This is a genomic window from Burkholderia sp. AU45251, from assembly GCF_030482905.1.
In the GTDB taxonomy this organism is placed as follows: domain Bacteria; phylum Pseudomonadota; class Gammaproteobacteria; order Burkholderiales; family Burkholderiaceae; genus Burkholderia; species Burkholderia aenigmatica.
In genome coordinates, this window is sequence record NZ_JAUJQH010000040.1 from 30,393 (window position 1) to 42,431 (window position 12,039).

Here is a 12,039-nt window from a genome sequence, read left to right on the forward strand (position 1 = left end):
AGCGCAAGGTCAGTTGACGAGCCGGCAGTGCGAGAGCTTCAACCCCGGCAGCACGGGCGCATCGATATAGCCTTCGTTCACGCAGCTGAAGCGGAACGCCGACGACGTGACGAACGGCTTGATCTCGCCGCCGGGGAATTTCGGCTTCAGCGCATCCTGGTCGGCCACGTCGAAATGCGTGTCGAATTGCTCGCCATCCTTCGTCAACGCGCCGAAATAGGTGCCGCCCGGGTCGCCGCCCATCCGGATCACGGCGCCGACGAACACGAGGCGCTTGCCGTCGTACTTCGTCTTCGCGGCGGCCATGTCCTGCGTATAGGCCTCGATCACGGCGCCGTAATGCGCGTCGATCGCCGGTTCGGTGTCCGACGCGGCGCGGGCGGTCTGGTGAACGCCCGCCAGCATCGTGCAGGCCGCAAGCGCGGCCGCCGCGAACGGCGCGGAAATTTTTCTCATGGGTGGTCTCCCGTCTAGCGTGGTGGTTGAAGTGATTGAATACGGCGCTTCGCCGGCTGCCCGGCGCAACGCCCGATGAATTCGCTTCCGTTGCTTTAATCGTTCGATTGGCGGTACACGGCTGCGATCACTTCACCACCCGCATGGTCGTGTGCGGCGCGCAGCGTCGCGCTGAACGCGACGTGACAGGAAGATGACATGGTGCGGCCCCCGGCTCTCTCGTTGAATTTCACTGCGTCTGATTTTGGTCGCTACGGTAGCAGACGGCCGACGGCCCGGCAACCAAGGCCCGCATGATGCCGATCGCCTCATTACAATTGCAAATGATTCTCATTACATATATGATCTGCACCCTGGCCGCCGCGAAACGCTGCGGCCCGCGACCCGATCCTTAGCACTCCGTCCTGCATCGATTCATGCCCTCCCGTCGAACACCCCGCCGCGCCCGGACCCTGCGTCCGTGGCGCACGAGCCTGCCCGCCCTGATCACCCTATGCGTCGCGAGCGGCACGCATGCGTCCGCCGCCGAACGCGCCGACGCCGAGCCCGCCGCCTCTGCTTCCGCTTCGACGCCCGCGACGCCAGCCGCACGCGAACTCCCGGCCATCAGCGTCAGCGCATCGGCAACCGCCGATCCGACGATCGGCTATCAGCCGCGCACCACGAGCATCGCGGGCGGCGACAACCGTTCGATCAAGGAGATTCCGCAATCGGTCGCGGTGGTCAGCAGCAGCGTGATGCAAGACCAGCAGGCGCGCTCGCTCGACGACGTGCTCGGCAACATCAGCGGCGTCACGCAGACCAACACGCTCGGCGGCACACGTGATGCGTTCATCAAGCGCGGCTTCGGGTCGAACAACGACGGCTCCGTGCTCGTCGACGGCGTGCGCACACCGGTGCTGCACAGCTATCTCGCGACGATCGACCGCGTCGAAGTGCTGAAGGGCCCGGCGTCGCTGCTTTACGGGATGCAGGATCCGGGCGGCGTGATCAACCTCGTCACGCGCAAGCCGGAAGACACCTTCGGCGGCTCGATTTCCGCGTCGCGCACGAGCCACGGCGGCAGCAGCGCGACGTTCGATCTCACGGGCCCGCTCGGCAAGCCGGGCCAGATCGCGGGCGGCACGCTCGCGTTCCGGCTGACCGGCCAATACGACACGAGCCGCTACTGGCGCAGCTTCGGCCGCCAGCGCGATGCATTGATCGCACCCGCGCTGTCGTGGCACGACGCGAACACGTCGATCGACGTCAGCTACCAGTACGTCGACTACACGACGCCATTCGATCGCGGCACCGTGCTCGTGAACGGCCAGCTCGACGATGCGCTGCGCTATCGCCGTTACGAAGAGGCGTGGTCGCAGAGCAGCGGCATCCAGGAAACGCTGCGCGCGCGTATCGAGCACCGCTTCTCCGATGCGTGGCGCGTGCGCGCGACCTTCGGCTGGGGCCGCGACCGCTATGACCAGACCATCACCCGCGCCACCGCATTCAACAGCACGACCGGCGCACTGACACGCTCGTCCGATGCGAACCTCGGGCGCAACGATTCCGACCAGATCGCGACGCTCGGCCTGCTCGGCAACGTGACGCTCGCCGGGATGAACCACGCGATCTACATCGGCGGCGAGTACGAGCGGCAGCGCAGCTTCCGCGGCGACACGATCCGCGGCAAGGCAACCAAGGGCTTCAATCTTTACGATCCCGTGTACGACCTGCTCGCGCCGGGCGGCGTACCCAACCCGAAGCAAAGCGACTCGCGCTCGGTCGTGCATGCGTATTCGACGATCGTGCAGGACTCGGTGAAGCTCACCGACCGCCTCACGGCGGTGGGCGGGCTGCGCTGGGAAAACTGGCAGCAGGAATCGGGGATGGGCCGGCCGTTCGTGTTCGCCGACCGCTCACACGGCAACGTATGGCTGCCGCAGTTCGGGCTCGCGTATGCGCTCACGCCGGCGCTGACCGCCTACGCGAACGTGAGCCGCTCGTTCAAGCCGAACGTCGCCACGAACGTCGCCGCGCCGCTCGCACCGGAATACGGCCGCGTGCTCGAGGCCGGGCTGAAGTTCAGCCTGAAGCCAGCGATCACCGGCACGCTCGCGGTCTACCAGATCGACAAGCGCAACGTCGCGGTCACGGTCGGCGACCTGACCTCGACGATCGGCACCGCGCGCTCGCGCGGGATCGAACTCGACGTCGCGGGGCAGATCACGCGCCATCTGAGCGTGATCGGCAGCTACGCTTATACGAATGCGACCGATCGCGACAGCAACACGCCGCTCGTCAACGTCGCGCGCCACACGGGCAGCCTGTTTGCGGTGTACGACACGGCGATCGCGAACCTGCCCGGCCGCTGGCGCTTCGGCGGCGGCGCACGTCTTGTGGGCGCACGCTCCGGCGACACCGCGAACAGCTTCACGCTGCCCGGCTACGTGACCGTCGACGCGTTCGCGGCCTACGAAACGACGATCGGCAAGTTCCCGACACGCTTCCAGCTCAACGTGAAGAACCTGCTCGACAAGACCTACTACCCGTCGAGCAACAACAACCTGATCGTCGCGGTCGGCGAGCCGCGGCTCGTCACGCTGACGACGACGGTGTCGTTCTGAGGTTCTGATGTCCTGATGCGCGCGTGGGCGGGCCGGCAAGTGGCGGCCCGCGCGCCGCCCCTCTCCTCAGCGCAGCATCCCGCCCCCTCACGCTCGATCGATTACGGCAAACCCGCGCGTTGTGCCGGACAACAACGCGGCGCCGGAACATCGCGCGATCATCCAGCGAATCAAGGACGACCGCGCAGCGCCGCGTTGTTCGCCGCCCACACCCGCGCCGGATTCTTCTTGACCGGCGTCCCGCGCGACACCCGCCACCGTCCTCCACGCGCCTCCCCGGCAACGGCTTTAACGCCCGCAAAAATGCATCCGAGCGATGCAATTCCGCCCGCTCCCGAACCGCATCGCACGCCGTATGATCGCCCCGGCCTTTTCTCAAGGCGGGCCAACGCGCGTCGCCATTTCCCGCCGTTCACGCGCGCCGCCACCACCACCCAGCGAACATGTCCCACTTCTCACTCATCCTCGTCGTCTCCCTGTTGAGCGCCTTTGGCCTGATCGCGTCCGACGTCTACCTGCCCGCGATGCCGTCGATGGCCCATGAGTTTTCGATCGGCGCATGGCAGATGCCGCAGACGGTATCGGCTTACCTGATCGCGCTCGCCTGTGCGCAACTGTTCTATGGCCCCCTCTCCGATCGATGGGGACGCAAACCCGTGCTGACGGCCGGCATCCTCCTGTACATCCTCGGTTCGATCGGCTGCGCAAACGCAGGCGGCTTCGCAAGCTTCCTTGGCTGGCGCGTCCTCGAAGCCCTCGGCGCGGCGTCCGGCCTCGTCATCGGTCGCGCGATCATCGCCGATACCTGCGACAAGAAGGCATCCGCGAAGGTCTACAGCATCGTGTATCCGCTCGTGTCGCTGTCTCCGGCGATCGCACCCGCGATCGGCGGATATCTGGCTGCGTGGTTCGGGTGGCGGAGCGATTTCATGTTCGTCGCCGCGTTTGGCGTCGTCGCGCTCGTGCTCGTTCAGTTGCTTCTGAAGGAGACGCGGCCGCCCGTCACGCCGGGGCAACAGCGCGCCGTGCCGCTGGCTGGCTTCGCCGACGTGCTCGGTGATCGGGCATTCATCCGATACACGCTCGTCGTCTGCGCGATCTATTGCGCGTGGTTCGTGTACCTGACGCAGTCGCCGTTCATTTTCTCGGGCCTGGGCTTGTCGGAACAGCAAAGCGGCTGGCTTTACCTGCCGCTGACCGCCGGCATCGTGTCCGCCAACATGATCTCGCGCCGCATGCTCGACCGGATGTCCTACGACGCGATCGTCGTGGCCGGCGTGGGCTGCTTCGTGGCCGGCGGCATCGCGTTCGCGCTGTGCGAGTCGTGGCACGTCAAAGGCATCGTCGCGATCGTCGTGCCGATGTTTCTCGTCAGCCTGTCGAACGGATCGTCGCTGTCGCTCGCCGTGTCGGGCGCCATCGCGAGCGAACACGGGCGCGCGGCCACCGCGTCCGGGCTCGTCGGCTTCTTCCAGATCGGCAGCGCGTCGCTCGCGGCTACCGCGTCCAGCGGCCTGCTCGGCACCGGCAGCCATGTGCTGGCGACGGCTATTCCTTTCTTCGCGATCGTCGCGGCAGCTGCGATCGTGCCGCGCTGGTACGCCGCGCGGCGCACGCTCTCGATGCGTGAAACCCGGCCCCGTTGAGCAAGATGCCCCGCACCGGCAAGATCCCGGCCGCTATCGATAGCGGTCGAACGACGCAGCGATCTCGGCGGTGACCGCCCGAACGCGCGCCGTCCGGTTCAGGTCCGTATGCGACACGAGCCAGACCTGATACGGCACGGCACGCGTCCTGTCGGGCCAGATTCGCACGAGCGAATCGTCTTCTTGCGCCATATACACGGGCAGTTCGCCGATGCCGATGCCCGACCGGATCGACGTCGCCAGCATCAGGCTCGAGCTGACTTGCGCAACGATACGCCCGCGTTCCATCGACTCGCCGCACAGCGTGTGTGCCTGATTGGACGTGATGGAAGGCTGGTAGACCACCAGGTCATGCCCGTCGAAAGCCGATCCGGTCGCGGGTGCACCATGTGCATCCAGATACTCGCGACTCGCGAACAGCCCGACCTCCCACTCGGCCAGCTTCCGGCGGACGAGATCGGGGTTTTCCGGCATCACGGTTCGAATCGCGAGATCCGCATCGCGGCGGGTCAGGTTCAGCACCTGCACGGACGTCGTCAGGATCACGTGTATCGCGGGGCATGTCCGTCGCAACACCCGTATCGCGGGAATGACGAAATCCATCGCCAGCGAATCGGTCGTCGTCACCCGAACCTCGCCTTCGAGCCGGTCGTCCGAGCCGTGGACGCGCCGCTCGAAGTCACTCGCCGCTTGCTCCATCGCTTCCGCGGCCTGCAGCGAATGCTCGCCGATCGGCGTCACGACATAGCCGGACGATGTCTTGAGAAACAGCTTCGCGCCCAGCGCTTTCTCCAGCGCCGTCAGGCGTCGCCCCACGGTAGCCTGATCGACATCGAGCACGACTGCGGCCTCGCGCAGCGTCCCGGCGCGATGAACTGCCAGAAAAACGCGGGCATCGTCCCAGTTCATGGTTAACGTTCTCTCTCGGTAAAGCATGTTTGCATTCGTGGGGCGAAATTATACAAGTCGATCCTCTACTCCCCCTCGCGCATAATCAGTCATCCCTATCAACAGGACGAGCAACTTGCCGACGGAAACCGGAGCCGTCCGCTGGAAACCCCTCAACAACCCGGCAATCCCCAAAAGGCCCGTTGCAACATTCGCACCGATGGTGGTTGCAGCGATCACACCGCCGCCGCCCTCCCGCCGAATCATCAGACCCTCGAATATCTCCCATCCGATATCGCGATTTTCCGTATCGAGCGCGCGCCGCTAGACTGGCTACGCATTCGCGACGCCGCATCGTCGTACGGCAACGCGTCACGCCCCCACAAAAACGATTCCGGGAGATAAGCCATGTCCGACCGGCATGCGCGCCGAGGCGCGCTCAAGACACTCGGCCTCGCGGCCGGCACTGCGCTGCTCGCCGCCGCGCGCCACGCTCACGCCGCCGCGCCCGACACCGGCGCGCTGCTGCCCGGCGGCGCCACGCACCTCGCCGACCTCACGCGCCGCCTCGCGGCCGCACCGCGACGGCGCGACTTCAAGACGGTGCCGATGATCCTCGAACGTCCCGACCAGTGGGATCACGCGGCGCTCGCCGAAGTGACCGGCTACCGCGGCGGCCCGAAGCAGGTGTGGGACAACACCGAGCTCGGCGGCCCGTGGTTGAACCTGATGCGCAATTCGCTGAACGCGCAGATCTGGTCGTACCGCCATCCGGATTTTCTCGTCGTATCGGCCACGCACGGCAGCGCGCATCTCGCGCTGTTCGACCAGGCCGCGTGGGACAAATACGGCCTCGCGACATTCGCCGGCGCCGCGTTCCCGACCAACACGCTGCTGGACGCGAAGCCTGCGCAATCGAAGGGCGCGCAAGACCACGAGTTGCCCGACGGCGCGTTCTCGTCGCACGACAACAGCCTCGCCGCGCTGCAGCAGCGCGGCGTCGTGTTCCTGTCGTGCCACAACGCGATCTGGGAACTCGCGGAACGCCTCGACGGCGCGAACGCGAATCCCGACAAGCTGCCGCTCGATGCGCTCGCGGCCGACCTGACCAACCACGTGATCCCGTCGGCCATCGTCACGCCGGGCGCGGTCGGCACCCTGCCCGAACTGCAGCAGGCCGGCTTCACGTACGCAAAATGAGCCCCGCGATGACATCGATCCCCCTGCAACTGCAACCGCCATCGCGTCGCCGTCGGCGCACGCTGCGCGCCGTGCTGGCAGCGTGGCTCTGCTGCGCGTCGGCCCTCTCGCTCGCCGCGCCTGCCGCGACCGTCTTTCCGCCCTGGCAGGACGGCCGCAACAACGACGCGACGCACCGTGGCCTCGAATTCACGGTGCCGCAGGTCGACGTGCTCGCCGATTTCCACGGCGACCTCACCGCGCCGAAGCTCGTGCTGTTCGTCGGCGGCAACTATTTCTTCGCGATGGCGCCGCTCGTCGCGAAGTTCGAGGAAGACCATCCCGAATACCGCGGCCGCATCTACTGGGAAACGATCCCGCCCGGCCTGCTCGTGAAGCAGATCCAGGCGGGCGGCACAATCACCGTCGGCAACATGACGTGGACGGTCAAGCCCGATGCGTATTTCGCGGGCCTCGGCAAGATCAACGGGCTGATCGCGGACGGCACGCTCGCCGGCCCGGCCGTGCCCTATGTGACGAACCAGCTGGCGATCATGGTGCGCGCCGGCAATCCGAAGCGGATCACGTCGCTGAACGACCTCGCGCGGCCCGACGTGCAGCTTGCGATGCCCAATCCGGCATTCGAAGGCGTCGCGCGGCAGATCCGCGCGTCGCTCGTGAAGGCCGGCGGAGACGCGCTCGCACGTACCGTCTACGACGACAAGGTGCGCACCGGCACGACCGAGCTCACGCACATCCATCATCGGGAAACGGCGTTATTTCTGATGCAGGGTCGCGCGGACGCGGGCGTACTGTGGCAATCCGAAGCGGCGTTCCAGGAACAGGTCGGGCATCCGCTGATGCACATCGACATTCCGGCCGAGCAGAATACGACGGCGATCTATGCGGGGGCGATGGTGAAGGACGCACCGCATCCGGAAGCCGCCCGCGCATGGCTCGCGTTCATCCGGTCGCCGGAGGCGTTCCGGATTTTCCAGCGCTACGGCTTTGGCCGATACGATGCGGCGGCACCGGCGCAGCACCTCGCGCCGGAGCAGAAGCAGCCCGACGCGGGCTGACCGCGCGGCCGCCCCGGCAGTCCGGCGGCGCTTACGCGAACGACAACAAGGAGGGGACACGTGAACGATACGGTGGACACACCGCGACGCCGGTTTGCGCCGCTGCTGCTCGCGGCCGCGGCGCTGCTGGCCGGCCACGCGCGCGCGGACGACGCGACGCTCGGCAAGACGATCGCCACACAGGGCACGACGACGGGCGTCGCCGCGTGCATCGGCTGCCACGGCAGCCAGGGCGAGGGCAACGCGGCGGCCGGCTTCCCGCGCCTCGCTGGCACCCACGCCGCGTATCTGTCCGCGCAGCTTGCCGCGTTCGCGGACGGCAGCCGCCAGAACCCGGTCATGCAGCCGCTCTCGAAAATGCTGACGCCGCACGAGCGCGACGCGGTATCCGCGTACTTCGCGAGCCTGCCCGCGCCGGCCGGCATCGTCGCGACCGACGACACGTCGATCGATCCGGCGAACACCGGCGCGTGGCTCGCGACGCGCGGTCGCTGGTCGCAGGGCCTGCCCGCGTGCGCCCAGTGCCACGGCCCGGGCGGCCTCGGCGTGGGCACCGCGTTTCCGCCGCTCGCGGGCCAGCCTGCCGCCTACATCGCCGGCCAGTTGAACGGCTGGAAACACGGTACGCGCCCGCCCGGGCCGATGGCGCTGATGCCGGCGATCGCCGGCAAGCTGTCCGACGCCGACATCGACGCGGTGGCCGCCTACTACGCGCGCGGCGGCGCAGCACAAGGAGACAAGCAATGATCGACCGCACGACGCTGATCCGCCACGCCCGCGCGGCCCTGCTCGGCGCGGCCTGGATGCCCGCGCTCGCGTGCGCGGCCGCCCTGCAGGACGCACCGGCCGCCGCTTCCGCACCCGCGCCGGCTGCGATGGCGGCGGCCGCCAAACCCTTCGCGCCACCCGCCGAATCCGCGATACCCGCCGACGAGTTCGGCAAGACCGTGAAGCTCGGCGAGCAGATCTTCCTGCACACGCCCGAGTTCGCAGGCAAGTACGTCGGCAACAAGCTGACCTGCGCGAGCTGCCACCTCGACGCGGGCCGCCGGCCCGATTCGAGTCCGATGTGGGCCGCGTACCTGCTGTATCCGGCGTACCGCAGCAAGAATGGCCACGTGAACACGTTCGCCGAGCGCCTGCAGGGGTGCTTCCGTTACAGCATGAACGGCAAGGCGCCGCCGGCCGGCGACCCGATCCTCGTCGCGCTCGAGACCTATTCGTACTGGCTCGCGAAGGGCGCGCCGGTCGGCACGAAGCTGCCGGGGCAGGGTTTCCTGAAACTGCCGCCGCCCGCGCAGAAGGCCGACTATGCGCGCGGCGCCGCCGTCTACACGCAGCACTGCGCGCTGTGCCACGGGGCGGACGGCCAGGGGCAGTCGAGCGGCGACAAGGCCGTCTTCCCGGCGCTGTGGGGCGCGCGGTCGTTCAACTGGGGCGCGGGGATGGGCGACATCCGCAATGCAGCCGGCTTCATCAAGGCCAACATGCCGCTCGGGCTCGGCGGCACGCTGACCGATCAGGAGGCATGGGACGTCGCGACCTTCATGGACAGCCACGAACGTCCGCAGGACCCGCGCTTCACGGGCTCGGTGCAGGACACGCGCGCGAAGTTCCACAATTCGCCCGATTCGATGTACGGGCTCAGCGTGAACGGGCGCGTGCTCGGCGCGCCGTGACGCAGGCGCCGTGCCGGCCATCCGGCCCGCACGGCCTGCCCGTTCACGGATGCCAGCGATACACGATCATGCTCGTGCCGTTGTAGTTGTCCTTCGTGATCACGTATTCGCCGGTCGAGCGCAGATACGCGCGGATCCCGTACATCGAGTCGACGTCGTTGCCGACGTCCATCGCCGACGTGTTCGAGTTGGTCAGCGTCGTGACGAGCGCGCCCGTATTGAGATCGAACACGTCGACGTTCGGCACGGTGTGCACATAGCCGACGAACAGGTAGTGGCCGGCCGCCGCGATCGATTTCGGGTTCGCACTGGTCAGGTTGATCACCGGGTTCGGCGCGGTCGTGTTGCCGTTCTTCCAGCCGTGATAGACCTCGATGTGCCCGTTCATCGCGGTCCAGTCCCAGTTGTTCGCGAGGCCCTGCGCGAGAATCATCGTGTCGCTGTCTGCCTGGTAGACGATGCGCGTGGTCGGCGCCACGGTGCTCGGCACGGGCGTCGTCACCGGCTTGCCCCATGACGGCTTGCCGGTCGCGTCGAAGCCCGTCATCGGATAGCGGGTAATCGCGTTGGAGCCGTTCAGCCCGGCCCATACATCGCCGTTGCCATCGATATCGAAACCGGTCGTGACCTGCAACGTCGTGTTGAACGGCTTGCCCGGCAGCGAGCCCGCCGGATTCGCGATGTAGCCAGTCGCCGGCGTGAAGTAATAGAAATTGAAGTTGCCGGGGTTCTGGCCCGACGCGACGAGAATCCGGTTGCCGCCGACCATCACGAGCTGGCCGAAGTGCTGGCCGCGCTGGTAGTCGTTCATGTCGAGACGCGGATCCTTCGGATAGGTGAACGGATCGACCGTGTTCGCGACGAACGTGCCGCCCGCCGAGCCCGTGTACACGTTGTTGCCGCTGTAGAAGAACGCGCCGTCCGTCGCCGGATCGGGTGCGGCGATCGCCTCGAAGTTCAGCGCCTGCAGCTTCCATTGCAGCGCGCCCGTCGGGCTGTACGAATGCAGGTCGGTGCTGCCGTTGCGCCCGAGATCCCAGCCGCCGCCCCACGCGTTGTTGAGCACGTACAGGTTGCCGCCTGAATCCTTGCCGATGCCGACCACGCGCGTGAAGCGCTTGTCGCCCACCTGCCCCTTGATGCCCGAGGTCGTGTCGAGATAGCCGCCCTGCACGCCGAACGTGCCGATCTGCTGCGGCAACCCGGCGAGGCTGTAGATCTTGATGTTCATGTCGCGGCCCTGGTCGCCCACCAGCAACTGCCCCGTCGACGCGTCGAAATACAGCGCCGACGGCCGCGCGCCGGCCGCCATCTGGATCGTGTTCATCAGCGTGCCGGTCGCGCTGTACTGCACGACCACGCCCGCGCTCATGCGTGCCACCCACAGGTTGCCCGCGGCATCGAGCGCCAGCGCGCCGGGCCCGGTCACGCCGATGTCGCGCTGCCAGACGCCGTCGGTCGTATACACACGCACGCGGTTGCCGTAGAAATCGCTCGCGTACAGCAGGTTGCCGGCCGTCGCGAGGCCGGTGATCACGTCCGGGTTCGGGAGGCCCGTCCACGTGCTGACCGGGATGCGCAGGTCACGCTTGTTCGTGCTGCGGTTGTAGCGGCCCACCGAGCCGCTGCCGAAGGTGCGGTTGTAGCCGAGCGCGACGAAGATCGACGTCGCGTTGCCGGTAATCGCGCCGCCCTGGAATTCGTCGTGGATGCCGATCGTGCCCATCGGCTGGCCGTTCTGGTAGAGCGCGACGCCGCCCGCGTTCTCGTCCCAGCGCGACGCCGTGTAGATCACGCCCTCGGGCGCGACCCACATCGAGCGCGCCGCATTGCCGACGTGCTGGGCCAGCGTGCCGTACGTGTTCGCGAGCCAGTCGGTCGAGTATTGCACCTGCGCGTGACTCGCCGGCGCCAGCATCGCCATGCACATTCCCAGCAACGCCGCCCGAATTTGTTTCATTGACATGAATAATGCTCCCGAACATTCAATTGTCGACACTGTAAATCGCGGCGCATGAAATATTGGTGATTCCGGCTAAAGCGCATTCGCCGTCACCCCGAATTATTCACGCCGTTCCTTTTGCCGTCCGGCGCTTTTCCGTCAACGATGGTCAAACCCGCTCACCGCGCCGCATCAGCTGGCCGGCCGCACGGTTTCAGTGCTTTTTCCCGGCATTTTCTTCCGGGCCGCTCAATGCAAATGCGTCATTTTTTCTGAAATGTGCGCATTGCCTTTTCATTCCCCGGAATGGGCTCAATGATTACAAATCGAAATAAAAATGAAAGGGGAAAAATATTATCCGGCGCAATCGCGTTGTCGCGATTCAGCGCAGCGGCATGCGGCGGAAGAAAGGGAGGGAGGAAGGGAGGAAGGGAGGAAGGGAGGAAGGGAGGAAGGGAGGAAGGGAGGAAGGGAGGAAGGAAGGAAAAAGCGGGAGACGGCAAAGCAAACCAGAACCGCGCGCCCGCCAAGCCGGCGCGCGGCCCCGATCGATCCGCACGCGTC

10 protein-coding genes are annotated in these 12,039 nt (G+C 66.8%); 6 read left to right on the top strand and 4 right to left on the bottom strand.

Features of this window, described 5'->3' with window-relative positions:
- Positions 1-9 precede the first annotated feature (9 nt).
- On the bottom strand, positions 10-456 hold the full coding sequence (locus tag QZM67_RS37555) for a hypothetical protein (protein WP_175023377.1): 447 nt from the start codon (positions 454-456) through the stop codon (positions 10-12).
- Positions 457-872: 416 nt separating this feature from the next.
- On the opposite strand from QZM67_RS37555, the gene QZM67_RS37560 reads away from it, so the two are divergent.
- A complete protein-coding gene (locus QZM67_RS37560; RefSeq protein ID WP_301811104.1) occupies positions 873-3,062 on the top strand; it encodes a TonB-dependent siderophore receptor in 2,190 nt (729 codons plus the stop codon).
- A 443-nt stretch (positions 3,063-3,505) separates the two neighbouring features.
- A complete protein-coding gene (locus QZM67_RS37565; RefSeq protein WP_301811106.1) occupies positions 3,506-4,708 on the top strand; it encodes a multidrug effflux MFS transporter in 1,203 nt (400 codons plus the stop codon).
- 33 nt (positions 4,709-4,741) lie between these two features.
- On the opposite strand, the gene QZM67_RS37570 is transcribed toward QZM67_RS37565, so the two are convergent.
- Positions 4,742-5,617, bottom strand: coding sequence for a LysR family transcriptional regulator (locus QZM67_RS37570; protein WP_043180728.1), 876 nt, complete (start codon positions 5,615-5,617; stop codon positions 4,742-4,744).
- Positions 5,618-6,004: 387 nt separating this feature from the next.
- Here QZM67_RS37570 and QZM67_RS37575 point away from each other — a divergent pair, with 387 nt between their 5' ends.
- Genes QZM67_RS37575 through QZM67_RS37590 form a run of 4 tightly spaced genes read left to right on the top strand, consistent with a single transcriptional unit; the run spans position 6,005 to position 9,533 of the window.
- Positions 6,005-6,796: a transcriptional initiation protein Tat gene (locus tag QZM67_RS37575; protein WP_301811108.1), complete on the top strand. Its 792-nt coding sequence runs from the start codon at positions 6,005-6,007 to the stop codon at positions 6,794-6,796.
- Between the two features lie 8 nt (positions 6,797-6,804).
- On the top strand, positions 6,805-7,854 hold the full coding sequence (locus QZM67_RS37580) for a substrate-binding domain-containing protein (protein ID WP_301811110.1): 1,050 nt from the start codon (positions 6,805-6,807) through the stop codon (positions 7,852-7,854).
- Between the two features lie 60 nt (positions 7,855-7,914).
- On the top strand, positions 7,915-8,601 hold the full coding sequence (locus QZM67_RS37585; RefSeq protein ID WP_175023382.1) for a c-type cytochrome: 687 nt from the start codon (positions 7,915-7,917) through the stop codon (positions 8,599-8,601).
- A complete protein-coding gene (locus QZM67_RS37590; RefSeq protein ID WP_175023383.1) occupies positions 8,598-9,533 on the top strand; it encodes a c-type cytochrome in 936 nt (311 codons plus the stop codon). Before QZM67_RS37585 ends, QZM67_RS37590 begins: the two co-directional genes overlap by 4 nt.
- 43 nt (positions 9,534-9,576) lie before the next feature.
- Here QZM67_RS37590 and QZM67_RS37595 read toward each other — a convergent pair whose 3' ends face one another.
- The gene (locus tag QZM67_RS37595; protein ID WP_089451894.1) at positions 9,577-11,499 is read right to left on the bottom strand and encodes an SMP-30/gluconolactonase/LRE family protein; all 1,923 of its coding nucleotides are present in this window, start codon (positions 11,497-11,499) and stop codon (positions 9,577-9,579) included.
- A gap of 239 nt (positions 11,500-11,738) precedes the next feature.
- The coding region (locus tag QZM67_RS37600; RefSeq protein WP_301811114.1) for a hypothetical protein at positions 11,739-12,039 on the bottom strand (301 nt) is incomplete at its 5' end.

Coding starts and splice junctions, on each gene's coding strand:
- QZM67_RS37555 (WP_175023377.1), bottom strand. CDS start 456: ATGAGAAAAATTTCCGCGCCGTTCGCGGCGGCCGCGCTTGCGGCCTGC.
- QZM67_RS37560 (WP_301811104.1), top strand. CDS start 873: ATGCCCTCCCGTCGAACACCCCGCCGCGCCCGGACCCTGCGTCCGTGG.
- QZM67_RS37565 (WP_301811106.1), top strand. CDS start 3,506: ATGTCCCACTTCTCACTCATCCTCGTCGTCTCCCTGTTGAGCGCCTTT.
- QZM67_RS37570 (WP_043180728.1), bottom strand. CDS start 5,617: ATGAACTGGGACGATGCCCGCGTTTTTCTGGCAGTTCATCGCGCCGGG.
- QZM67_RS37575 (WP_301811108.1), top strand. CDS start 6,005: ATGTCCGACCGGCATGCGCGCCGAGGCGCGCTCAAGACACTCGGCCTC.
- QZM67_RS37580 (WP_301811110.1), top strand. CDS start 6,805: ATGACATCGATCCCCCTGCAACTGCAACCGCCATCGCGTCGCCGTCGG.
- QZM67_RS37590 (WP_175023383.1), top strand. CDS start 8,598: ATGATCGACCGCACGACGCTGATCCGCCACGCCCGCGCGGCCCTGCTC.
- QZM67_RS37595 (WP_089451894.1), bottom strand. CDS start 11,499: ATGTCAATGAAACAAATTCGGGCGGCGTTGCTGGGAATGTGCATGGCG.